At 56.9% G+C, this 24,429-nt stretch carries 17 protein-coding genes; 10 read left to right on the forward strand and 7 right to left on the reverse strand.

The genetic code is table 11. The features are described from left to right. Positions 1-7: 7 nt before the first annotated feature. The 5 genes from ACQY5P_RS10115 (at position 8) to ACQY5P_RS10135 (ending at position 5,297) form a co-directional block, all read left to right on the forward strand. Positions 8-1,984: a copper resistance system multicopper oxidase gene (locus ACQY5P_RS10115; protein WP_428406740.1), complete on the forward strand. Its 1,977-nt coding sequence runs from the start codon at positions 8-10 to the stop codon at positions 1,982-1,984. Continuing rightward, on the forward strand, positions 1,984-2,784 hold the full coding sequence (locus ACQY5P_RS10120; protein ID WP_428406741.1) for a copper resistance protein B: 801 nt from the start codon (positions 1,984-1,986) through the stop codon (positions 2,782-2,784). Before ACQY5P_RS10115 ends, ACQY5P_RS10120 begins: the two co-directional genes overlap by 1 nt. A 13-nt stretch (positions 2,785-2,797) precedes the next feature. Beyond that, positions 2,798-3,922 carry a DUF2231 domain-containing protein gene (locus ACQY5P_RS10125; RefSeq protein WP_428406742.1) on the forward strand — a complete coding sequence of 375 codons (1,125 nt, stop codon included), beginning with the start codon at positions 2,798-2,800 and terminating at the stop codon, positions 3,920-3,922. After that, positions 3,922-4,215, forward strand: coding sequence for a hypothetical protein (locus ACQY5P_RS10130; RefSeq protein ID WP_428406743.1), 294 nt, complete (start codon positions 3,922-3,924; stop codon positions 4,213-4,215). Before ACQY5P_RS10125 ends, ACQY5P_RS10130 begins: the two co-directional genes overlap by 1 nt. Before the next feature lie 389 nt (positions 4,216-4,604). Then, positions 4,605-5,297: a GntR family transcriptional regulator gene (locus ACQY5P_RS10135; RefSeq protein ID WP_428406744.1), complete on the forward strand. Its 693-nt coding sequence runs from the start codon at positions 4,605-4,607 to the stop codon at positions 5,295-5,297. A gap of 229 nt (positions 5,298-5,526) precedes the next feature. Here the strand turns inward: ACQY5P_RS10135 and ACQY5P_RS10140 are convergent, their stop codons facing one another. The 7 genes from ACQY5P_RS10140 to ACQY5P_RS10170 form a co-directional block, all read right to left on the reverse strand. After that, a complete protein-coding gene (locus ACQY5P_RS10140) occupies positions 5,527-8,028 on the reverse strand; it encodes a PepSY domain-containing protein (RefSeq protein ID WP_428406745.1) in 2,502 nt (833 codons plus the stop codon). Positions 8,029-8,091: 63 nt separating this feature from the next. Further along, on the reverse strand, positions 8,092-10,809 hold the full coding sequence (locus ACQY5P_RS10145; protein WP_428406746.1) for a TonB-dependent receptor domain-containing protein: 2,718 nt from the start codon (positions 10,807-10,809) through the stop codon (positions 8,092-8,094). Positions 10,810-10,898: 89 nt separating this feature from the next. Further along, positions 10,899-11,375, reverse strand: a complete 477-nt coding sequence (locus ACQY5P_RS10150) for a hypothetical protein (RefSeq protein WP_428406747.1) — start codon at positions 11,373-11,375, stop codon at positions 10,899-10,901. Positions 11,376-11,862: 487 nt separating this feature from the next. Then, entirely contained in the window at positions 11,863-13,167 is a 1,305-nt protein-coding gene (locus ACQY5P_RS10155; protein WP_428406748.1) for a hypothetical protein, read from the reverse strand. Positions 13,168-13,323: 156 nt separating this feature from the next. Further along, positions 13,324-16,506, reverse strand: coding sequence for an efflux RND transporter permease subunit (locus tag ACQY5P_RS10160; protein ID WP_428406749.1), 3,183 nt, complete (start codon positions 16,504-16,506; stop codon positions 13,324-13,326). Next, entirely contained in the window at positions 16,503-18,374 is a 1,872-nt protein-coding gene (locus ACQY5P_RS10165; protein ID WP_428406750.1) for an efflux RND transporter periplasmic adaptor subunit, read from the reverse strand. Before ACQY5P_RS10165 ends, ACQY5P_RS10160 begins: the two co-directional genes overlap by 4 nt. After that, positions 18,371-19,666, reverse strand: coding sequence for a TolC family protein (locus ACQY5P_RS10170; RefSeq protein WP_428406751.1), 1,296 nt, complete (start codon positions 19,664-19,666; stop codon positions 18,371-18,373). The genes ACQY5P_RS10165 and ACQY5P_RS10170 overlap by 4 nt, the downstream gene beginning before the upstream one ends. A 536-nt stretch (positions 19,667-20,202) precedes the next feature. Between ACQY5P_RS10170 and cueR the strand changes: the two genes are divergently transcribed. The 5 genes from cueR (at position 20,203) to ACQY5P_RS10195 (ending at position 24,424) form a co-directional block, all read left to right on the forward strand. Next, entirely contained in the window at positions 20,203-20,616 is a 414-nt protein-coding gene (gene cueR, locus ACQY5P_RS10175; protein WP_428406752.1) for a Cu(I)-responsive transcriptional regulator, read from the forward strand. Further along, positions 20,606-22,972 (forward strand): heavy metal translocating P-type ATPase, encoded by a 2,367-nt coding sequence (locus ACQY5P_RS10180; protein WP_428406753.1) that lies wholly within the window; start codon positions 20,606-20,608, stop codon positions 22,970-22,972. The genes cueR and ACQY5P_RS10180 overlap by 11 nt, the downstream gene beginning before the upstream one ends. A gap of 123 nt (positions 22,973-23,095) precedes the next feature. Further along, entirely contained in the window at positions 23,096-23,404 is a 309-nt protein-coding gene (locus ACQY5P_RS10185) for a hypothetical protein (RefSeq protein ID WP_428406754.1), read from the forward strand. Further along, positions 23,380-23,850: a Spy/CpxP family protein refolding chaperone gene (locus ACQY5P_RS10190; RefSeq protein ID WP_428406755.1), complete on the forward strand. Its 471-nt coding sequence runs from the start codon at positions 23,380-23,382 to the stop codon at positions 23,848-23,850. Before ACQY5P_RS10185 ends, ACQY5P_RS10190 begins: the two co-directional genes overlap by 25 nt. A 28-nt stretch (positions 23,851-23,878) precedes the next feature. After that, positions 23,879-24,424: an RNA polymerase sigma factor gene (locus ACQY5P_RS10195; protein WP_428406756.1), complete on the forward strand. Its 546-nt coding sequence runs from the start codon at positions 23,879-23,881 to the stop codon at positions 24,422-24,424. The last annotated feature ends 5 nt before the right edge of the window (positions 24,425-24,429 follow it).

Raw genomic sequence — 24,429 nt, forward strand, 5'->3', positions numbered from 1 at the left:
TAGCCTCGTGTTCACCAGAAGACGTTTCTTAGAATCAACAATTGCCGGCGGCGCTACCGCAAGCGCCTTGGGTCTTGTGCCCGCCTGGGCGCGAAGCGCATCCTCGGGGAACAAAGGCATCTTTGAAATCGCCGGGTCGGAATTCGATCTCGCAATCGACGATACGCCAGTTAATATTGGCGGACGTTCTGGCCACGCCATAACCATCAACGGGACGCTGCCGGGCCCGCTCTTGCGCTTTCGGGAAGGTGAAAAACTGACTCTGCGCGTCAAGAACATGCTCGAAGAGGATACATCAATCCATTGGCATGGTCTTCTTGTGCCGTTCTACATGGACGGCGTGCCGGGCGTTTCCTTCCCCGGGATCAAGCCGGGCGAGACTTTCACCTACGAATATTCGGTCCCACAATCCGGCACCTATTGGTATCATTCTCACTCCGGCCTGCAGGAACAAAGCGGCCATTACGGACCGCTGATCATCGATCCCGCCGGTGCGGACCCGGTTCAATACGACCGCGAATATGTCCTGGTCCTGTCCGACTGGACCTTCGCTCATCCCCATGAGATTTTCGCGAAGGTCAAAAAGGATAACGAAGTATACAACTTTCAGCAGCGGACGATTGCGGATTTTGTAAAAGACGCCAAAAGCAACGGACTTCGAGCCACCCTCGCGGACCGGGCGTCCTGGGGGCAGATGCGTATGTCGCCTACCGACATCTCCGATATCACCGCGGCAGCCTACACCTATCTCATTAACGGCCATTCGACGGCCGATAACTGGAATGCCATCTTCGAAGTCGGGGAGCGCGTAAGGCTGCGCATCATCAATGCGTCGGCCATGACGATATTCAATTTCCGCATTCCCGGATTGCCGATGACGGTCGTCGCCGCCGACGGACTAAATGTGCAGCCGGTCGAAACGGATGAATTCCAGATCGGGGTTGCGGAAACTTACGACGTCATCGTTGAACCCAAAAGCGTCCGCGCTTTCCCGATCGTCGCCGAAGCGATAGATCGCTATGGCCAGGTTGTGGCGACTTTCGCGCCTGAGCGAGACATGCGCGCAACTGCGCCGCTTCTGCGCGAACGTCCGCTGCTGACCCACAAGGACATGGGCATGGGGGGCATGGATCACGGATCCATGGGCCATGGCGATAAGAAAGCCGCTACGATGGATAACAGCGCCATGGACCACCGCTCAATGGCCGGCATGGAAACGCCTGCCGCGCCGAAAGCGGAAATGGCCGGCATGCCCGGAATGTCAGGAATGTCAGGAATGTCCCATGACATGTCCGGCGGCGCGATGCAGGAGCACAATCATAAGACCGGCGTTGGCGTCGACAATGTCGCCATGGCGCCGACCAACAGGCTCGATGAGCCGGGGCTTGGTCTCGAAAACGTGCCGCACCGCGCGCTGCGCTATTCGCAGCTGAGGAGCCTGGAGCGCAATCCCGACACGCGCGCTCCGGAACGGGAGATGGAAATTCATCTTACCGGAAATATGGAGCGCTATATGTGGTCGTTTGACGGCGTGAAATTTTCCGCCGTTGAAAAGCCGATTGTCTTTCATGAAGGCGAGAGGCTCCGCGTCACGCTTGTTAATGACACGATGATGACGCACCCGATCCATTTGCACGGCATGTTCTTCGATCTGGTGGTCGACGAGAGCGACCACAAGCCACGCAAGCACACAGTCAATGTCAAGCCGGGCGACAAGCTGTCCTTCGATGTTTCGGCCGAGCATGTGGGAGACTGGGCGTTTCACTGCCACCTCCTCTTCCACATGCACGCCGGCATGATGCAGGTCGTTTCGCTGCTGCCGCGCGATAACGATGCGGGAGCGCCGCCAAAACCCGCGGAGCCCATGAAGATGGACCACAAGAAAATGGATCATGGTTCGATGGAGATGTCGGAGCAAAGCACGATGACAAAGACAGATGCAGCTCCCGGTCACGCTGCAATGAATCATGGGAGCAAGCACTGATGACCCGGAACAAAATTCTTTCAACTGCGTCCACCGTTCTTTTCTTATCGTTCCAGACTGCGGCGTATGCGCAAGACCAATCGCCGCCATGGTCGCAAGCCGACAGCTATTATGGACCGGCGGCAATGGCCGAGGCGCGGCGCGCCGTGCAGGAAGAACACGGCGGCGCGGTTACCTACTACCTGCTCGCTGACCGGCTTGAATATCAAACGAATGACGGCGATCCGCTGCTTCTGTTTGACGGCCAGGCATGGTGGGGCGGCGACCGGAACAGACTGACAGTCAAGCCTGAGCTTGAATATGATTTCAATGCCGGCCGCTTCGACGAGGCGGAGCTTCAGGCGTTGTGGACACGGCCGATCGCACGCTATTTCGATGTTCAGGCGGGCGTGCGGCACGATTTTGTCGCCGGCTCGGACCGCACATTCGGCGTGATCGGCGTACAGGGGCTGGCCCCCTACTGGTTCGAAGTCGATGGCGCGCTGTTCGTGAGCGGCGACGGCGATGTCTCGGCCCGGTTTGAGGCCGAATATGAGCTGCTTCTCACGCAGCGCCTTATTCTACAGCCGCGCACGGAACTGAACTTTGCAGTGCAATCCGTTCCCGAGATCGGCGTCGGGAGCGGCTTGTCGACCGCGGAAATCGGCGCCCGGCTGCGCTACGAAATCAAGCGTCAGTTTGCGCCCTATGTGGGCGTTTCATGGACGCGTTCCGTCGGAGAAACCGCGGACTTGGTGCGCGCCGACGGCGAAATTCCGGGCGCTGTTTCGTTCGTCGCCGGTTTGAGACTTTGGTTTTAGGAAGGAAAACCTCATGGAAAATATGATTGAACCGAATGTTCATCCAATACTCGTTCACTTCGCGTACGCGTTGTCGATCACGTCGCTCGTGGCCTATTTGCTCGCAACTTTCGCGCATGACAGCCGGTGGCGCGCAACACTGCAGCCGGCGGCAAACTGGATGCTCGCATTTGGCGCGCTCGCAATTATTGCCACGATCGCGGCCGGGTTTCAGGCATATTACACTGTGGCGCATGACGGGCCATCTCATGCGGCGATGACAGTCCATCGCAATTGGGCGGTCCCATCAGGCGCAGCGATTCTGCTCCTCGCACTTTGGCGCTGGAGAACACGAGAAAAGGCCGCATCGCCAATCTTCCTCGTTCTGCTTACGGCAGCCGCGCTCTCATTGACCGCTACTGCCTGGTGGGGAGGAAAGATTGTGTATGGGTATGGGCTGGGCGTGAAAAGCATGCCGGCAGTCACCGGCGAAGGCCATGATCATGAACACGCGCCCGGTCAGGGGCATGGTGAAGCAGACGGTGGAACTGCAGCCGGTGGTCACGACAATAGTGATGGACATCATGACTCAGATACTGCCGAAGGCGACATGGCGAGCATGGATATGTCGGCGGCTGAAAGCAGCGATGAGCACAGCCATAACGAAACAAATGAGCAAACTGACGCCAGCGCAGACGGGCACGAGCATCCCAATGGGGGGCACGACAACAATGCTACAGCTCAGGGCAGTCAAGAACGCAATGTGGAGGCCGGATCGCCAGAAGCCGTCGTTGAGGCCTATGGCGCCGCTTTACGCGGCGGTGACGAAACAACCTTGCGGGCTTTTTTGACGCCCGATGTCATCATCGCTGAAGGCGGCGGTGCCGAACGCTCCGTTGACGAATATGCCGGCCATCACATGCCGGCTGATATGGCGTTCACCGCGGCGGTCGATTTCACGCTTAAGAAACGCGACGTCATCGCCAAAGATGATCTCGCGACCGTCATTTCTGAATCGCAGGTCCATGGAACCTTCCGTGGCGAGAACGTGCATTCGCGGATGATGGAAACCATGGTGCTCCGCCGCGACGACGATCGTTGGCGCATTGTCCACATCCATTGGTCTTCTGCGCCGATAACCGGCGAGCACGAGCACTGATGGACGACCAGCAGCGGAAGAGCGACTACAAAAAAGGAAGCCTCACACTCTACGGAACCGTAGCGATGGGAACCGGCGTCATGATCGACGCCGGCATCTTTGCGCTTACTTGGCAAGTGGCTGAATATGCCGGCCTATGGTTTCCGGCAGCGTTTCTGATCGCGCATATTTTGACCGCCCCGTATGATTATTGCCGCGTTTACCAAAGCACTCGAGTTTCCGTGTTAGCGCGCGAAATGCATCTCAGAAGTGCGGAGATGTCTGCCCAGAACTATTATCGGGTTAGACGCTGAGCCAGCGCATTCGTCGACTAATATAGCTGGCAACAATCCGCTTTTCTAAGTTGTTCTTGAGTGTTGATTTTTCAGCGCAAGGGATATGCCGATTGGGACAGCAATGAATCATTTGCGAGGAGAACTTGATAATTGCGGTCAAGAAAGATGCGCAATTTTCGGAGGCGGCGCCACAGGCTTAGGAATAATGGCGATTTGTCTTGAAATGACCCGTACTTCTCTTATTATGTATGCACAATAAAATAAGATTATAGGCGGGGGCAAAATGAACGCTATTCTTCAAATTGCATCCAATCGACGGTGCGCAGCGTCGGCGTTAATTGTGGGAATTGCCGGCTGGGCATGACGGGTCAGATCGGACGGTCTACTGAACGGCGGGGAACGGCGTCGTGAGGGAACGCGGCTATTTTGCGATTCGTGAGGCCATTCGAGAACGCATTTCGGAAGGGGAATGGGCTCCGGGCAAAACAATGCCTGGGGAAGTGGATTTCGCCGCCGAGTATGACTGCGCAAGAGCGACAATAAATCGCGCGCTGCAATCGCTCGCCGAGGAGGGGATTATTGAGCGAAAACGCCGGGCCGGCACACGCGTAAAAGAACTTCCGACGCGACGCGCAAAATTCGAAATCCCAATTGTGCGACTTGAGGTCGAGGCGAGAGGCCATGCTTATACGGCCAATCTCATTGCGCAGGAAACCAAGGCTGCGCCAAGGCGAATCGCCCAAACCCTTCGGCTTCACCGTGGCGCGCAGGCCCTGCATCTTGAAACAGTTCACCTCGCCTCGGGGCGACCCTACGCTTATGAGGATCGCTGGGTGAATCTGACGGCGGTTCCGGAAATATTGGAAGCCCCGCTTTACAAGGTCAGCGCAAATGAATGGCTGGTTCGGCATGTGCCGTATTCAAGCGGCGAGGTGTGTTTTTCCGCCCTACACGCCGGTAAACGGCAAGCCGAAATATTAGGCGTAGCGCAGGGCGCCGCGCTGTTCGCGGTCGACCGCACCACCTGGCTTGAGGACGAATATATCACTCACATGCAGCTGTATTATAGCCCCGGTTATCAAATGCGAACGAGGATCTAGACGCTGGTGATACAGATTCTTCTTGAAGGCGGAACTACCTTGTCGGACGCCACCATTGGGCTCAAAAGCCTCGCCAACCTATGACTGAAACGACGGAAAAGAAATCGAGTGTCCTTCCACACCAATTATAGCAACAGAGGCTCAGAGATTTATCAAAAGCGTAACTCGGAAATCGCGTGATATACCCGATATGAGCAGCGTATGGACGCGCGCCGTACCGGCTCGGATTTCAAATTCCGAAATCGTCGATGAAGATTCTTTCCTTATTCACGCCTAGCTCCGCAAGCATTGCTTCGGTAGCGGCAAGCATGATCGGCGGTCCGCATAAATAGAACTCGCACGATGCAATTTCGATTCGCGATCCGGCCTCAGTTATCTTCTCGCGCGCCAGTTCATGGATGTGAGAAACCGGCCAGCGGCCCTCCGCGCCTTCACCATTGGAAATGGCGCAGTCGATAGAAAAATTCGAATGTCTTGCGGCGAGGGTTTCGAATTCAGCAAGAAAAATGAGATCAGGCGTGTTTCGCGCCCCGTAAAAGAACGCAATTCGCCGTGGATCATTTCTGACCGACAACAAATCCAGGATCATCGCCCGCAATGGCGCCATGCCAGCGCCGCCGCCGATCAGCACGGCTGGACTGTCGCTGTCGCTTATGCGAAACGCGCCTCTCGGCTGGGATATTCTAACAATATCTCCCGGGCGCCTGGAACACAGAAATGTAGCCCCGACGCCAGGCGGCGCGCCCCTCTTCGGGGCCGGCATTTTCCTGACGATAAATGAGTTCATGACGCTTCCATCGCCGGAAGGCGCAGACATTGAGTATGATCGCAAGACCTCCCGCCTGTTGACGAATTGCTTCGCTCGCATATCGCCTGTGGCGAATTGCGCTTCGTCCTTGTCGAGGTGATAGGCGGGCGCCTCAAAAAAGCGGTGTTGTCCGGCAGCGTGCGCCTCTGGCGATGGAAGTTGCAGGATGATTTCGCGCATTCCAGCCGAAAGTTCGCGATTCTCGATGATCGTTGCCCCGACAAAACTCAATGGTTCCGGAAGGACAATGATTTCATCTGTGTAGACGCGCCGCTGGCAGGAAAGGCGCGCGCCGTTCTTTATTTCCTCTTGCGTCAAATGCCGGCGATCCGCCTGCGAGATTTGTGGAGACCCTTTTCTTACTTCCACCACACATTGCCCGCATGTCCCGCCTCCCCCGCAGGATGAAGCGACAGCGATTTTGTTTTTCTGCAAGACCGAGAAAAGGGTGTCCCCTCGCCGCGCGGTTAATCGCCTGGGCCCCTCCGGCTTTCCTGCATAATCGACACTGATAGCGTAGGCCGGCCGCAAAACCGACGGGACAAAGTCCGTCGCTCGAAACGACCTTGTCACCAAGATAACGCCGCTAAGTCCGATGAACACGCTTGCAAGGCCGGCAAGCACGATCCAGGGGGCGTTAAAACTGTTTGTACGCCCATAGTCCATCATGTGCAGCATCCAGAGCGTATCGAAAAGACGCCAAAGATTGTTGCGCGACGCCTGAAGCTCCCCTGTTTGCGCAGAAATATAAAACGTCGTTCCTGCCTTGTCGGAAAAATCCACGCGCCAGGCCGGACCGGGAAACGTTCTGTTTTCCACGCCGGGCCGAAATAGGTATCTTACAGTTCTGATGGCGCCATTCCCGGCGTATAAATCATTGGCGATGGCGCGAGCAGACGCTTCGCCTATTTCGAGTTTCTCGCCGCTGATGGCGCGCCGGGCTTCAAGATTTCCGTTTTCTTCAATAACAAATACGGGATCCCTATTGATGATCTCCAGCGCCCATGTTGACTTTCCGGATGGCGCCAGGACCTCTTCTGCGCCGCGGCCAATATCCGTCGCTTCAAGAAACTGCTTCTCTTCTTTTTCCACTATCCGTAATGGGTCTATCACGTCCTTGGCGATCAGACTCATGCCAAGCCCGCTTGCAACCCAAATGAATAGTTGGACGCCGATGATCAGGCCCAACCATTTATGCAGGCTTGCTATTAGCGAGGATCTATTTTCCTTGTTCGCCCCACGGTTTTTCTTGACCGTATGGTAAACGAGGAAGAGACCCGAGATGACAGCAATCAGATTTATACCGGCGAAAACCTGCAAAAGCGCGTTGTTGATATTTTCCCGCGCCTCATAATCCATGATGTGGAGCATCCACATAAAATCAAAAACGCGCCACAGATCATGCCGCCGTGAAACGAGTTCTCCGGTCTCCGGAGAGAAATAAAGCGTCGGACGAAACGGCCCTGAAAACTCCGCGCGCCACAAGGGCATGGACCTTCCCTGCAGTTCGCTGAGCGGTTCGGCCAGAAGATCGACGGCGACATCCGCCGTATCGTCTTTAAAAATTTCCCTCGCGATCCGCTCAATATCATTGGCGCCGGGTGAAGCGATAAAAGCGTTTGTGGCAAGATCGTAAAGCCTCGACTGGTCCACGAACTGCACTTTCAGAACCGTTTCGCCGATTTGCGGCGCCGGCGCGATCCCGACAACATTCTCAGTGGCGTTCAGTATGCGTTTCAGGTCGTCGGCGTCTGGCGCCGCCGAGACTGCGACGGGCCTGTCCTCTTTAATCAGATGATCGCCGTGAATAATCGTCAACGGAACCGCGACCATATAGAAGCCGCCGATCATCCACATCAGCATCTGTACGCCAAACAACAAAAAGAGCCATTTGTGCCAGCTTCTAAATTTGGCCGCGTTCATGAAGTTTCTCCGGAGAACATGTTAAACAGGCGGCGCATGCGGCGCCGCCTGTCATCCGCAAATTTAGTTGGACTTGAAGGTCAGTCGCACATATCCGCGGCGACCTAGCATGTCATAGGTCATCGTGTCCGTGTTTCCGTCGGTCCAACTCGCGACGAAGGGCGGATCGTTTTGGAAGAGGTTATCAACTCCAAGAGCGAACCGGAGTTGGTCTGTCACGTCATACGAAAACTGCACATTATGGTAGGTTTCCATGTCGATTACTGAACCGAGGCCGGACGTCGCATTGAAGTCACGGCCGCCGCCAATGATCTGCACGGAGTAGGTCGCAGACCAGCGATCGGCATAAGCAGTCCATGAGCTGTTTGCTCGGACATGCGGATAACCGCCGTTTCCGCCGCCGATCCGTCCGTCAATTATAAACGGCGCATCGCCATCGAATGCTGTGGTTTCATACTTCAGGAGATACGTCATTTGCGCATTGACGCTGTGGGACAGGCCGAAGCCGTCAAAATTATAAACGGCCCCCAGATCAATACCGCTCATCTCCTCGCGGCCGGTATTCGATGCTTGCGTCGACAAGAAATTGACGTCGCCGCTCAAAGGATTGCGCGTATGGTGCTCAGGTCCGCAGAATGGGTGCGAGAGATTCTGCGAATTGTAGCAAAACGCCAGTTTTGTCGAGCCTGGCGTCTCACGCACGGCGTTATCTATCTTGATGTTGAAGTAATCCGCCGTGAATGAAAATCCGCTGAAAGGCTCAGCGACAAGACCAACAGTGAACGAACGCGCGTCCTCTGGCTGCAGGTTCGGGTTTCCTCCCCGATCCGTAAGAATTGTATTTCCAAGCTGGACAAATCCAACCGGAACGCCTGCAGCCTGGCAGTTCTGATATACGACGCTGGACGGAGCGAGTGACGACCATCCGGAACACGGATCAACCGTCGTCAGATTGCCTTCCGAAACGCCGCCGAAAAGCTCAGGGACATTCGGAATACGGAAGGCGGTGGTGTATGTTCCGCGAACCTTGAGCGCATCGACTATCTGCCAGTTTAGCCCTACCTTGTAGTTGGAATCGCTGCGGAACAGATCGTAGTCTGAATAGCGATATGCGAGGTCCACATCCAAAGCGCGAATAAGCGGCGCATCTCGAATAACCGGAACATTGAATTCAATGTAGGCTTCCTTCGCGACAACCTCGCCGCTGATCGGGTCCTCCTGGTTGCCGAGCGCGAGCCCTGCCACGGCAAGCGAGTCAGGGTTGCGCCAGCCCTTTTCCTGTCGCCATTCGAGACCAAACGCAGTCCCGAGCGGTCCCGCGGGCAGTTCGAAGACAGTGCCGCTCATATTCGCTGTGACGCTGATTTGCTCATTGCCCCCCAGGCCAACCTGATTGAAAACAATGTAGTCGAGCACATCCTGTGTCACATCGCCGTAGCCGAGAATATCCGCGCAAGGAACGCCGCCCGAACCGCAAATGGATGGATCAAGTGTTTCAGCCAGCCTTCCGACATTGATATTGTTGGCGATCCCGTCCGAGCCCGTATTGCGTCCCCAATTGAAGGTGACGTCGTAGCTCCAGTCTTCGCCCAATCGGCCTTCGATACCGGTGACCAAGCGATAGGTGTCCGTCTCCTGCTCAAAAGTGCGAGCGCCGTTTTCGAGGAGCCGCCGGCGCTCCAGAACGAAGTCCACACCGGTCGGGTTGGTCGGGTGGCTCGCCGAGAACGGAATATCAGTCAACGTCGCCGGAGAAGCCGGTTGGTGTGACCACTTCTTCGTGTACAGGAGTTCTCCGATCACGTCGATTGTATCGGTCAGGTGAAACCGTCCGAAAGTAGCAAAGCTCAGGCGCTCAACCGGGTTGCTTGCGTTGAAATACGGATTGAAATTGAATCCGTGTTTATTGATGTCGAAGATTTCATAGAAATCCCCATCGCCATTCGGATCCTGGTTGAAATTGATCCGGGTCGGCGCTGTCAAAATTGTCCCATCCGGGAGCATCGCCCCTGCGGGCAGCGTGGCGCGCCCCCCAATTGTTGACGAGCTGCCCGGCTGACAGACGAGATTACCCATTCCATCGTCCGCCAGCGAACATGGCGCTCTGCTCTTGTCAGCAAGCGGAGCGGCTTTATTGTTCTGATAGCTCATGCCGACAACAATATTGCCGCGGTCACTGTTGACCCCCCAGATGAGGTCAGCGAGATATTCTTCACCATCTCCCTCATCAGTGATGCCGAATTTGGCGTTCGCCTCCAGCCCTTCGAATTCGGACTTGGTGATGAGGTTGACGACGCCCGCGACTGCATCCGCACCGTAAGTGGCCGAGGCGCCATCCTTCAGGACTTCAATCCGCGATATCATCGATACCGGAACAAGGGACAAATCGACCGAGCTGTTCGCTCCGGTGCCGCCAAACACGACGCGTCGGCCGTTGATGAGCGTCAATGTCCTGTTTATGCCTAGCCCTCGAAGATTGATCTGAGCTGTGCCCCAACCATTCGAAACCCAATACGCGGCGTTCGCATTGCCGCCGAAGCCCGCCGCTGCAGGAATTCTCTGCAACAGCGTCTCAAGATTTGTGACGCCGGTATTGGCGATCTCGGTTTCGGTCAGAACCGTAACCGGACCGACGCTCGTCAAATCAGATCGCTTGACGCGGCTGCCGGTGACCAGAATCTGATCGCCGTCTTTCGCACTCTCTTGCGCGCTAACGCCGCTAACCGGCGCCAACGCGGTTGCGCCCAATAGCGCAATCGCAAAACGCATATTCCTATTCATGATTTCTCCTCGGGCCAGCGCAGCCCATTTTTCCCAACAATTGCAAAGCTACTGATCGCCCCTCGCCGTATCGGAGGGCCGCTTGCGCGCTAAAGTCGGAAACGCTGGGTCACGAGGAAAACTGGCCTGACTTGCCAGGGGATGTTGAATTCGCGTCGTCGCCACGCTCGCTGCGGCGCAGGCGAAATTAGATCTATCCAAGAAATGCCTTTGTTAAGTATAACATGCTTCAAAATCGTCTTGTTGATGTCTTTCGACAAATCAACCTGCGTTTGCAGGGCCGGCTGCACGCACTCATTATCTGTACACGGTTTTTCTTCGTGACCGGCGGGATCTTGGTCGGAGTCTGGTCCGGCGTGTTCACGAGATAAATGATGCGGATGAGCTTCTGAATTTTTCGCACCCGGCGCAGAGTCATGGTGCGCGATTGGAACCGCATCGTGAAGTTGCGGGCGATCTCGACTGTCGCAAATGTGGCCGCCGCAGCAATCGACAAACAGCGAAAAGGCTACTGAGATCGCCGCGATCAGCTTCAACAGAGATTGGATTGCTGCTCCAAACGCCAATTTTGCCCGCCCGCTTCCCCGGATAAAAAATTAATATGTATATACATAATCTGCGGAGGTCAAGAGAGGTTATGGCGTGTAGAGCATCTTCCCGGTGCACCGCCGCACCCAAATAACATAATAATCTAATATATTCAGGTCAGTGACCGGATTCATGCCGATTTTTGCGTCAACAAATAGACAGCCCGGGCGCTTTGGAATTTGCCAACTGGCCGTTCAAACAACCCAAATATCTGAATCGCTGTCATTCGACCGACAGACACAATCAATGCCGGGCTCAGAAAACTGTTTCGCGGAAGTCCGGCGACCGCAGGTCGGCATCGGCAACCCATCGACGTGAAGTGATCGCATAACGGATAGAATAATTCTACGCCAAATATACTTGCCGCCTATTAGCGGCGCGCGATCAGGATAATCTGCCGTATGCCAAAAGGCACCAAACCCGAAGCGCATGTTGCTCCGCTCACGAAAGGAAACTTCGTGCTCTCTAATCGATGGTGCAATGCTTACAGTATGCATCAGCATTAATGACAAAAGCTGGCGAGAACCCGCCGCCCGGCGTTCGCATATTTGTCGTCTGCCCCTGATATAAGCGGGCCGCAGTAAGCAAAATTGATCCGTCATAGGTGTAATTTCGGATGTCGACTTTCATCGTCTTAACGTCTTCATTGAGGCGTACATTGCGCTCGCCCGGCGGAACGATTTCCTGGGCGACATATTCGCTTTGGACGATCTCTTCCCATACGCGGCGCGTGATCTTGTCGCCGCGATAGGCGGCCTTGCCGCCGTAACCGGCAGCGGGTTTGAAAAACAGTTTTTTTCTAGCAGCCCAAAAACTGTCAGCCCGGCTAGGGTCAAGCACCACGGTGCGCGGAATCGCACCCGTCAGTAATTCAATCGTATTATCATCGACGTTCCATTGCCGCAGACGATCTTCGTCGCACAGAAAGATTAGGTTGCGCTTATCCGCCAGTAGGGCGTGAACGCGCGGATTTGGCGTGACCACGACATCGTTGGCAAGATAGGCGGATCGGATCGTAGCGGACTGATCTTTCTTGAAGGCGAAGTCTGTCAGGCGATTATAGACAAGATCGACGGAGCGACCATCGAAAACAAGCGCGCCATCACGATGCTCAAACGCCTCCGGCGGAGCGATGACAGCGCGCACGCCGCGACGCTCAAACAGGTTCTTGAATAAGAGAAATTCGGGATAGAAAAACTGGCTTTCCGGATCTTCATCGACAATCGCAACTTTTTTGAGCGGCGCGCCACCGCGCTGGCGGCGCCAATCGCCGATAAAGCTTTCAAAAATTGCATTCGCGGGATCAATAGACTGTAAGCCTGATGGCTCAGCATTCGCCGTCATCCCGCAGCACGCGCGATGCGCCTGGGCGAGGTAGGCGTTGATTAAGGCGCCACCGGCGTTGGTGTTGATTTCAATAAGCTTTGGGCCGTCAGGCCCGAGATGAAAATCATATCCCATCAAGACGCCACGCGCGCCCGGATCGAATTCAGCAATGTCCCGCGCGTGACCGGCCACTGCAAGGCGGTATTCCGGCGCTTGCGCAATCGTCTCTATCGCCAAAATAACACTGCGCATTGTTTCTGCGTGCTCGCGCCCGATGAAGACCGGCGTATCGGCGAAAACAGAAGAATGCGATCCGGTGAAATATTCTCGAAAAATATCGGAGCCGGTCTGCGCCGCTAGGGTCGCATACAGCTTTTCCCGATCAAGCGTCCGGCAAAGACACTGAATGTTGGGGTCTTCAAGCGCAGTATTCATCGCCGACATAACCTTCAGTTCTGTGCTCGATTTTGCGGCCGCCTTGCAAGTTATGCGACTCGCCTTGACAGATCGCAACGGAACTATTGCCGGCTACGCGCGAAACGCAGCGCTCCCGCACAATAAGCATTCCGCAACTGGAAATATAAGTGCGCTGGTAACCGGTCACGTGGTTGTCGGCTGCTCCACCAGAGGCGGCAAACTGTCTTCGGAATGAGCAAGACGCATGCGTTTTATCTCGCCCAGTTTCCAGAGATAAAAGACAGCCGGAATGACCATCAGCGTCAATATCGTCGAGCTCACAACGCCGCCGACCATAGGGGCGGCGATCCTGCGCATGACCTCCGAGCCGGTTCCGGCGCCAAGCATAATCGGCAGGAGCCCGGCGATAATCGCCGCCACGGTCATCATGATGGGGCGCAGGCGCAACAGGGCGCCTTCCCGGATCGCGCTTTCAATATCAAAATGATCGACGGGGCGTTTTTCGTTGCGCGCAATATCGACGCGTTCCGCGAAGGCGTTGTTCAGGAACACGAGCATAACGAGGGATATCTCGACGGTCAGGCCGGCAAGCGCAATGAAACCGACGCCGACAGCGATCGACATGTTGTAGCCAAGCGCATAGAGAAACCAGATCCCGCCGGCCAGCGCCAGCGGCAAGGTCAGGAGAATGATCAACACTTCCGTAATGCGCCGGAAGGCGAGGAAGAGCAGGACGACAATGAGCGCCAGGGTGATCGGCACGATCAGCGCCAGGCGCTGTTGCGCGCGCTCCATATATTGGAACTGACCCGACCAGCCCAGTGAATAGCCGGGCGGCAAAGCGAGCTGCTCAGCGACGGTTTGTTTAGCCGCGGCCACATACGTGCCAAGGTCGACGCCGGCGATATCGACATAGATCCAGCCATTAAGGCGCGCATTCTCGCTGCGGATCATAGCCGGCCCGTCGACAATGCGAATGTCGGCCAAGTCTGCCAGCGGCACATGGGCGCCTGTCGCCGTCACCACCGGCAATTGCTGAAGATGAACGACTGAGTCGCGTATATCGCGTGGAAAACGCAAATTGACCGGGTAGCGTTCGAGCCCCTCGACGGATTCCCCGACATTGGCGCCGCCGATCGCGGACCGGACAATGTCCTGCACTTGCGCAACATTCATGTCATAGCGGGCCGCTTCCTCACGGCGCACGTCAATTTCGACATAACGCCCGCCGACGACACGCTCGGAATAGACAGAGGCGGTGCCTTCAAGCGGCTTCAAGACCCGTTCGATCTCCTCGCCGATCTCTGAGATCACGGCGAGATCCGGCCCCGCGACTTTGATGCCGAGCGGCGTCTTGATGCCGGTCGCGAGCATGTCGATCCGGTTCTTGATCGGCATGATCCAGACATTGGAAACGCCTGGAACCTGCACCGCCGCTTCGAGTTCGCCGCGAATCTTGTCCATGGTCATGCCCGGACGCCATTCGTCCTCGGGCTTCAGTTGGATCGTCGTTTCGACCATCGTCAGCGGCGCCGGATCTGTGGCGCTTTCCGCGCGGCCTGCTTTTCCGTGAACGGTTTGAACCTCCGGCACGGTCGCGATCATCTTGTTGGTTTGTTGCAGCATTTCTCGGGACTTGCCAATCGACACTGCGGGAAAGGCGCTCGGCATGTATAGGAAATCGCCTTCATTAAGATTCGGCATAAACTCGTTGCCGATGCGCATCAATGGAAACGCCGCCGTCAACATGATCGCCGCCGCTAAGGCGAGTACGGCGCGCGGGCGCTTCAGGAGCAGATCGACGACCGGGCGATATCCGCGCGCCAGCATGACTGCAAGCGGGTTTTTCTCCTCCGGCCTGATGCGTCCGCGCACGAGATATCCCATCAGCACCGGCACCAGCGTAATCGCCAAGATCGCCGACGCCGCCATGGCGTAAGTCTTGGTGAAGGCCAGCGGCTTGAACAGCCGGCCCTCCTGCGCCTCAAGGGCGAAGACCGGCATGAAACTCAGCGTAATGATCACGAGCGAGAAGAAGATCGCCGGTCCAACTTCGCTCGCTGCTTCCCGGACGATCCGCCATCGGTTTTCCGGCGTCAACGGTTCCTTCTCTATATGCCGGTGCAGGGTTTCGATCATGACAATGGCGCCGTCGACCATGGCGCCTATGGCGATGGCGATGCCGCCAAGCGACATGATGTTGGCGTTGATGCCTTGCAGCTTCATGACGATGATGGCGGAGAGAATGCCGAGCGGCAATGACAGGATGATAACCAGCGACGAGCGAAAGTGGAGAAGGAACGCCGCGCAAATCAGCACGACAACGATAAACTCTTCCGTCAACTTCTCATAAAGATTGTCAACCGCGCGTTCGATAAGAGCGGAACGATCATAGGTTTGGACGATCTCGACGCCTTCGGGCAGGCTTTCATCAAGCTGCTCTAGTTTTTCTTTGACGGCGTCGATGGTCGCGAGCGCATTATCGCCCCAGCGCATGATGATGACCCCGCCGACGGCCTCGCCTTCGCCGTTAAGTTCGCTGATCCCACGGCGCATTTGCGGACCAATGTCGATGTCGGCGATGTCGCGCAAGAGAACCGGCGAGCCGTTCGATTGCCGACCGACGGGTATCTGCTTCAGATTTTCAATGGAAGACACATAGCCGCGCGCGCGGATCATATACTCGGCTTCGGCAAGTTCGATCACCGAGCCGCCGACTTCCTGATTGCCTTCCTGAATGGCCCGGCGGACTTGCGCCAGAGTCAGATTGAAGATACGCAATTTGTCCGGATCGAGCGTCACCTGATATTGGCGCACCATGCCGCCGATGGTGGCGACTTCGGAAACGCCAGGCACGCTTTGCAATTCGAATTTCAAAAACCAATTCTGAATGCTTGTAAGGTCGGCGATGTCATGCTGGCCGGTGCGGTCAACCAGCGCATATTGATAGATCCAGCCGACACCGGTCGCGTCGGGACCGAGCTCGGTTTTCGCGCCTTCGGGCAAATCCCCGGCGACCTGACTCAAATATTCCAGCACGCGGGAGCGCGCCCAATAGAGATCGGTTCCGTCCTCAAAAATAATGTAGACGTAGGAATCCCCGAAAAACGAATAGCCCCGCACAATGGTTGCTTTTGGCACGGCGAGCATCGCCGTGGTTAAAGGATACGTGATCTGGTCCTCAACAACCTGCGGCGCCTGTCCCGGGTAGTTGGTCTTGATGATTACCTGGACGTCCGACAAGTCCGGTATGGCGTCGAGCGGCGTCTGGCGCATCGCGACGACGCCCGCGGCCAGCAGAAAGAACGCCGCCATGATGACGAGAAATCGGTTGTCGATGGACCAGCGGATGGCGCCTGCGATCATTGGGCGGCCTCCACGGCGTCTACAACGTAGCGACTGTCGCCTGTTTCACGGATCAGAAAAGCGATGCGACGTCCCGTCGGGACAGCAGCAAGATCCATCGAGTCCGAGACCGGAAAATCCATGGTCATGGCGGGCCATCCGATTTCCGGGATGGCGTCGTGGGCGACAGTGATCTTTTTTTCCGCCGGGCTCACCGTTTTGACGACGCCAAAGGCTTTGACGAGAGGCTTTTCAGTTGCGGAAGGGGCGCCGTGCGCCGAATGATCCATTTGCTCGTCCGCCGCCTCGGGCGTGATTTCATCGGATGGCGTGCGAAGGAGGGAATGATCCGTTGCATTCGCCGCCCCGTCAGGCGGGCTTTCATAACTTGGAGCGTCATGGGCGTGCGCGGGCTCGACTGCGGTGATCGAGGTGATTTCATAGCCGCCGGAGTCGCCTTTGGGCGCGAGCGTAAATTCCACATTGGCGCCGACCTCAAGCGCGTCGGCGCTGACGCTCTCTGCGAGCGGCAAGTCCATGGTCATGGCGGGCCAGTCGATGGCGGCGATCGGATCGTGGGTCATGTTAACAGTGCGGCCGTCTTCGCCGATTCTGTTGATGACGCCGACGCCTTGCGCGCCGCCCGCGCCGTCGCCTTCATGATCGTGACGGACGGGCTGCATTCGAAGCGCTGCACCGGAAAAGTTCGATTCGGAATCAATCAGGAACTGACCGGATACGACTACCGTTTCGCCGGCATTTAGGCCTGACAAGATCTCAACCTTGCCGTCTGCTTCAACCCCGCTCGTCACAGCCGCCGGCTGAAACTGGCCACGATCGAGCGCCAGGATCACTCGTTCCTGCCGACCGGTGCGGATGAGCGCTTCCCTCGGAATGATCGTTGTTTCGGCGCGTTGCGGCGCCGCGATCGAAACGGTCATGAACATGCCGGGTTTCAGGTCACCGTCAGAATTATCGAGAACGGTGCGCACAGGGATGGTCCGTGTTTTCGGATCGAGGTCGGGATAAATGTAATCGACTTCGCCTTCGATCGTTGTGCCTGGTTCGAATTTTGACTTGCCGACGACCCTGGCGCCGGTGCGCAATTGATCAGCGTCAGACTCAAAAACATCGCTTATAAGCCAAACGGTTGACAGGTCCGCAAGCGCCATGATTTCCGTATCGGGTTTGACATACTGGCCGTCGGCGACATTGAGCGCGGTAACGACGCCGCTGATGGGCGCATAAAACCGGACATATTGCTGGACCCGGCTGGACTTTTCGAGAGTCGCGATCTGCTGCTCGGAGATGTCGAGGGCGCGCAGCCGGTCTTTGCCTGCTTCGACATATTGCGGACGGCCGCTGCGCAGGGCCTGTAAAAATTCCGCCTGCGCATTGACGAGATCGGGCGAATAAACCTCAAAGAGAAGATCGCCTTTTCGAACCGGCTCGCCTTCCGCCCGGACGTTAAGCCGCTCAATCCAGCCGCTGGATCGCAAGTGAAAGCTCGCGACACGCTCTTCGTCATACTCGATCCGGCCGACCGTGCGTATTGACGGCCTTAGTGATCCGTATTCGACCTTTGCGGTTCTGACGCCAATATTGTTAACAACCGAGGCGTCAATATTGACCGAACTGGTCTTTCCGCCGGCGCCGGCCGCCAATTCGTCTTCGTAAACTGGTATAAGATCCATTCCCATTGGCGACTTGCCTGGTTTGTCGCTTCGGAAATTAGGATCCATGGGCGCCTTATAGTACGCAATCTTTCGACCGCCTTCGCCCGCTGGCGCGGCGTTATCGCCGTCTGCGCCTACGAAGCGCGCTGCGCCGTAGCCGATCGCCGCGCCGGCGAGAAGCGCCGCCGCGATCAGAGCATTGCGTTTCATCATGATCGTTCACCTGCAAGGTATAGAAGCTGGGACTGCGCCTTGGCGTGATCGACGCGCAGGCGGCGCAGTTGCAGCTCCGTGTCGAGTTCCGCCAGTCGCGAGCGAATCAATTCTGCAAAATCGGTAACCTGGTTTTGATAGCCGTCGAGCGCGGCGTTGGCGTTTGCGCTTGCGCGGTCCAGCACAACACGTTCAAATAGGCCGACGCGCGCATCGAGCCGCTCCCAATCAGCGTATGTCCGATCGAGCGCCTTCTTCAGCTCCAGGAGCGTCGCGAGACGATCAAAGCTGGCCGCGGCGCGTTCCTTCTTCGCTGCGGAAAGACGACGGTCCTGCCGTTTGCCCGTGAAAATCGGGATATCGAGCACCACCATGGCCGAGGCGAAATCCGCTCGATCGGCGCCGCGCAACCCATAACCTGCGTCGAGAGACCAGCCGGGTTTATATTGCTGCTTCGCGATCTCCACGTCGCTGTCGCGAACCTTGACCATCGCGTCTTCAACCTTTGCGGCGGGATGACTAACCAACCCGTCTTCGATTTCCTGGCGTTCAGGAGGCGCTGGGAGTGACGGGAAAGTCTCCTCGATCGGCTGACGCGCGTATTCTGAACCTATAAGACGCGTCAAATCCGCAAGCCGTGCGTCAATCTGCCGCTCGACCTCGACCGCGCGATCATCCAGCAGACTGAGCTCCAGCTCTGCGCGCAGCAAATCCTGGTTCGACTGAACGCCCGCCGCGAAAGAGGTTTGGACGACTTCGACGAGTTCATTGACGACCGTTCTGCTTTCGCGAACCGTCTCCCGCGCGCCAAGCCAATAATACAGATCAAGCCAGGCTGTACGAGTATCAAGAACGAGCTGGAGTTCCTGCAAGCTGGCTGCCTCACGCTGACCGACCGCTTCCGCCTCGCGGCGCTCACGGGTTTTGGACAGGGTTTTCCCGCGGGGAAAACTCTGTCTTACGCCCACCTGCACTTGCGTCATTGGTTCCTGTTCGAAATCGAACGTATCGACGGGAAAATTCTGAAGACCAACGCGCAATTGCGGATCGGGCAATTGCGAATCCGCAACTGCACGGTCATCAAGAGCGCTCGCACGCTCTGTGAATCGCGCAACGGTTGGGTCATTGGCCCCCAGCGCAAGCGCGACGGCGCCGTCAATCGTCAATCCTTCGGCCGATGCTGCGGGGATCGCGCCGGCGATAAAAACCAGCACAAGCGCAACAAGCGACGTTTTGCCTTGCCGGCAATCAACTGCTCCGCTCAACATGCGTTTGAATTTAGCTCCTGCCATTGCGCTCAGCGGCGCATTTCCAACTGCTATAGCAAGCAGGATTTTCCATAACTTTGCGTTAAGGGTTTTCCGGCCGGCGGTCACATGTCGCTTTGTACGCGTCAATCTCGCCAATCCCGCAAAGCGGTCGGCGAGTTTTCACGGCCTGCTCGATTGGACGGTGAACTTTGTGCTGCCGGCGAGCGCTCCAGATCGAGCTTCGCCCTGCAATCGAAAGGCCTGAGAGACTGAGGTTGCGCCCCAAAACCCGGGCTTGGCCATAACTTTCACTCTGCAATTGCGGGATCCGGGCGGCTCGCTCTCGCGAATGGCGAAAAAGCCTTGACCTTCCAGTAACTGGAACCCTTATCTTGTTCCACACGCGCAATGGACAAGGCGTTTAGCGCGTGTTGGAGACCTTTTATGGCGAAAACCATAGCCCCTCCCCGTCGCCGGACACGCAATGCGCGAATGCGAGGCCGCTTTATGGAGCTGCAGAGCGGCGCGTGCGCAATCATGTTGAGCTTTGAAGGCAAGCTGGATGTTGGGAACACAATATGAATATCGGCGAAGCATCTGAAAAATCGGGCTTACCGGCGAAAACGATCCGCTATTATGAGGAGGCGAATGTCGCGCCGGCGCCCATGCGCAGCGCATCCGGTTATCGCGACTATAGCGAAAACGACGTTCATTTGCTGCGTTTCATTCATACTGCGCGGCGTCTGGGGTTTTCTCTCGAAGAATGCCGCGAGCTTGTCTCGCTTTATACAGACCCGCGCAGGGCGAGCGCTGACGTCAAGGCGATTGCAGAGCGCAAGATCGCTGACATCGATCGCAAACTTAAAAACCTCAAATCAATGAAACGCACGCTTACGACATTAATCAACAAATGCCATGGCGACGACCGACCGGACTGCCCTATCCTCAAAGGTCTGACTATGGAAGAAGAAAGCACGATCCATGAAAACTGATCACTCTTCCACAAGAGCCAGCGCCCATTGTCACGATCATGCGCATGCGTCTCCTGATGATGCATCCGTAAAGGATCCGGTCTGCGGGATGACGGTCGATCCGCACAGCACAGAACACCGGGCCCGTTACAATGGGGCGCCGTTTTATTTCTGCAGCGCCCATTGCCGGGACAAGTTTGTCGCTGAGCCTGAGGCGTTCCTGTCGGGCAAAAAGGCGGCGCCGGCTCCGGCCATGCCGGGGGCGCAATATACATGCCCCATGCACCCGGAGATCATAAAGGACGGGCCTGGCGATTGTCCGATTTGCGGGATGGCCCTCGAGCCCATGGACGTGACGGCGGCCGAAGGGCCAAGCCATGAATATTTGGATATGCGCCGGCGTTTCTGGATCGGCCTTTTCCTGGCCGCCCCGGTTTTTCTCCTGGAGATGGCGGGGCATGCGCCCGGCGTCGGCCTGCACAGATTTATATCAATTCAGCAATCGAACTGGCTCCAGTTTGCGCTGGCGACTCCGGTCGTTCTGTGGGCGGGCTGGCCGTTTTTCCAGCGCGGCAGGGCGTCAATTCTATCCCGCAACCTAAATATGTTCACGCTGATCGCCATGGGCGTCGGCGCCGCATATGTTTACAGCGTGCTCGCGGCGCTAACGCCGCAAATTTTTCCGGAAGGTTTTCGCCATGAGAGCGGCGCGGTGGCGGTTTACTTTGAGGCGGCCGCCGTGATCACCGTCTTGGTGTTGCTTGGCCAGGTGCTTGAATTGCGCGCGCGCGAGAAAACCGGCGCGGCGGTGCGCGCGCTTCTTGATCTTGCGCCGAAAACTGCGCGGCGCATCCGAGATGACGGCGGTGAAGATGAAGTCGATCTTGATGTCGTCGAGGCCGGCGATCGGCTTCGCGTGCGCCCCGGCGAAAAGATTCCGGTTGACGGAGAAGTGCTTGAGGGGCGCAGTTCGATCGATGAATCGATGATTACCGGCGAAGCTGTGCCGGTTGAAAAAACCCCCGGCGACAAGGTGATTGGCGGCACCTTGAACGGCGCCGGCTCATTTGTGATGCGCGCAGATCGCGTAGGCGCGGAGACGATGCTGTCCCAGATCGTTAAAATGGTTGCAGAAGCCCAGCGCAGCCGAGCGCCGATCCAACGTCTCGCGGACTCGGTTTCCGGATATTTTGTTCCAGCGGTGATCCTCGTCGCCATCATCGCGTTTGGCGTATGGGCTGCGATCGGCCCTCATCCGTCGTTTGCCTATGCGCTCGTGATTGCGGTCTCCGTTTTGATAATCGCTTGCCCCTGCGCGCTTGGGCTCGCCACGCCGATGTCCATCATGGTCGGCGTCGGTCGCGGCGCGCAGGCCGGCGTGTTGATTAAAAACGCGGAGGCGCTTGAGCGATTGGAGAAGGTTGACATGCTCGTTGTCGACAAGACCGGTACGTTAACGGAAGGAAAGCCGAAGTTATCCCGGCTGGTCGCGGGCCCCGGCTTCGATGACGCAACGCTCTTGCGGCTTGCGGCAAGCCTCGAGCGCGGCAGCGAGCACCCCCTCGCCGAAGCAATCGTGACGGCGGCGGAAGAAAACGGACTGAGGCTGAGCACAGCGGAGGACTTCGAAGCCGTGACCGGTCACGGCGTCAAGGGCTTCGTTGAAGGCCGCATGGTCGCGCTTGGCAACAAGCGGTTCATGTCGGTGTTGAAAATTGCGACGGACATGCTCGATGCGATGGCCGAAGAGCAACGCAAGGACGGAGCGACGGCGATGTATGTTGCTGTTGACAGCACGCTCGCGGGCGTCATTGCGGTCGCCGATCCTATCAAGTCGACCACAAGGGAAGCGCTTAAAAAGCTCAAACGTCAGGGCGTAAAAATTGTCATGCTTACCGGCGATAACGCGACAACCGCTGGAGCCGTCGCGCGCAAGCTCGGTTTGACGGACATACGCCCGGAGGTGCTGCCCCAAGACAAAGGCGCGATTGTTCAGGATCTTAAAAGCAGAGGTCATGTGGTCGCGATGGCGGGCGACGGCGTTAACGATGCGCCGGCTCTTGCGTCCGCCGATGTCGGGATCGCCATGGGCGCGGGATCCGACATTGCGATTGAAAGCGCCGGCGTCACCTTGATTAAGGGCGATCTCATGGGGATTGTTCGCGCCCGCAAGCTGAGCCGCGCCGTGATGCGCAATATTCGGCAGAACCTGTTTTTCGCCTTCATCTACAACACCGCGGGCGTGCCAGTGGCCGCTGGCGTTCTGTATCCGTTCTTCGGCCTCCTGCTCAGCCCAATCCTAGCGGCTGCGGCGATGGCGTTTAGTTCGGTGTCCGTGATCAGCAATTCCCTGAGATTGACCAAGATCAAATTATAGAGGGAAGGAGGGTGCTATTTAGGGAGATGAAGAGGTATTGGCGATGGGCTACGTATTCATGAAAGCGAGGGGATGCGTCAATTGGCGCGTATTCCCCCTTATTTCTGTTGGAGACTTCGCCTCATGCCAAAATTGGATCAATTGTTGCTCAAGTACAAGGAGCGTACGGCGTGCGAGCCTGTAGAACCGGTGGAACTCAAAGTGCTCGCCAAACTGCGGGCTGGGCAGGTGACTTCGGTTCGCGCCATCGCCGCGCGCCCGCCATTTCGGCAAGTGGCGGTCGCCAGCGGTTTTTTTACGGGACTCATCGCCGTCGGTTTAGCGCCCGTAACGACAACGGCAACGGCCACCGATTTCGTGCCGGAATTGGCGGCTTTCGCGCCCGACGCTCCGGAGCTTCCGTCAACGTGGTTCGGCCGGAAAGTGACATGACTCTTGATACCAAGTTCGGGCCGTTTCTCCTGACGCTTGTTTTCGTTGCCGCCGCGGCGGCGGGCGGCGTGTGGGCGGGCGCGCGTTTCATTCAGCCGCATGCCTATACTCATGAGGATTTTCACGATCGGTTGTTTGCAAAACTGAAATTGTCGGACGCCCAGCGCGATTCGATGGAGGCTCTGGAGCGGCGGCACGAGGAGGAAAATCAAGCTATTCGCTCCCGGCTCGCAGAGGCGAACCGCCAGCTGGCGAGTCTTTTGGAAAGCGAAACCGCCTATAACGAAGATGTTGATCGAGCCATTGAGGCGTATCATTTGGCGATGCTCGAATTTCAAAAGGCGTCAGTTCGCCATCTTTTCGAAATGAGAGAAATTCTGGAACCGACGCAACGCGAGACATTTGACCATTATGTTACTGAAACTCTCAGAGAATACGCAAACTGATGCCGCCGAACGGTCTGATTCGGACCTGATGGCTGAAATCGCCGATGGCGACCACGCCGCTTTTACGGAATTGATGGCGCGCTACAAGGCACCGATTTTTCGTTTCATCCTTCGATGCGTCAGCGTAAGAAGCGAAGCGGAAGACTTGCTGCAGGACGTCTTTGTAAGCGTTTTTTCCAAAGCAAAGTCATATGACCCGGCATGGAAACCCTCAACCTGGATCTATCGGATAGCGCTCAATAAATGCCGGGATTACGGTCGCAAGAAGCGATTGCGGAAGATGGTCTCGTTTTGTCACTCTGAGGATGAGGAGGCAGGCGGATTCGCATATGAGCCCATCGATCTTGGCCCCAATGTCGAGGATATAGTCGCCCGGCGCCAAGAAATGGAGCGCCTTTCGGCCGCAATCGAAGCATTGCCGCTTAAAATGCGGAGCGCGCTGGTTTTGCACACGATCGAAGGGCGATCCCAAATCGAATGCTCTGAAATCCTTGGCGTGTCGCGAAAAAGCGTTGAAATGCTTGTCTATCGCGCCCGGAAGATACTGCGCGAGAAGCTTGGCTGCGAGGACTGAGGCGG

The organism is Hyphococcus sp. (assembly GCF_965267305.1).
Classification (GTDB): domain Bacteria; phylum Pseudomonadota; class Alphaproteobacteria; order Caulobacterales; family Parvularculaceae; genus Hyphococcus.

Bases quoted from the DNA above. Each gene is read 5' to 3' on its own strand.
- ACQY5P_RS10120 (WP_428406741.1), top strand. From the start codon at position 1,984: ATGACCCGGAACAAAATTCTTTCAACTGCGTCCACCGTTCTTTTCTTA.
- ACQY5P_RS10125 (WP_428406742.1), top strand. From the start codon at position 2,798: ATGGAAAATATGATTGAACCGAATGTTCATCCAATACTCGTTCACTTC.
- ACQY5P_RS10130 (WP_428406743.1), top strand. From the start codon at position 3,922: ATGGACGACCAGCAGCGGAAGAGCGACTACAAAAAAGGAAGCCTCACA.
- ACQY5P_RS10140 (WP_428406745.1), bottom strand. From the start codon at position 8,028: ATGAACGCGGCCAAATTTAGAAGCTGGCACAAATGGCTCTTTTTGTTG.
- ACQY5P_RS10145 (WP_428406746.1), bottom strand. From the start codon at position 10,809: ATGAATAGGAATATGCGTTTTGCGATTGCGCTATTGGGCGCAACCGCG.
- ACQY5P_RS10155 (WP_428406748.1), bottom strand. From the start codon at position 13,167: ATGTCGGCGATGAATACTGCGCTTGAAGACCCCAACATTCAGTGTCTT.
- ACQY5P_RS10160 (WP_428406749.1), bottom strand. From the start codon at position 16,506: ATGATCGCAGGCGCCATCCGCTGGTCCATCGACAACCGATTTCTCGTC.
- ACQY5P_RS10165 (WP_428406750.1), bottom strand. From the start codon at position 18,374: ATGATGAAACGCAATGCTCTGATCGCGGCGGCGCTTCTCGCCGGCGCG.
- ACQY5P_RS10170 (WP_428406751.1), bottom strand. From the start codon at position 19,666: ATGGCAGGAGCTAAATTCAAACGCATGTTGAGCGGAGCAGTTGATTGC.
- cueR (WP_428406752.1), top strand. From the start codon at position 20,203: ATGAATATCGGCGAAGCATCTGAAAAATCGGGCTTACCGGCGAAAACG.
- ACQY5P_RS10180 (WP_428406753.1), top strand. From the start codon at position 20,606: ATGAAAACTGATCACTCTTCCACAAGAGCCAGCGCCCATTGTCACGAT.
- ACQY5P_RS10185 (WP_428406754.1), top strand. From the start codon at position 23,096: ATGCCAAAATTGGATCAATTGTTGCTCAAGTACAAGGAGCGTACGGCG.
- ACQY5P_RS10195 (WP_428406756.1), top strand. From the start codon at position 23,879: ATGGCTGAAATCGCCGATGGCGACCACGCCGCTTTTACGGAATTGATG.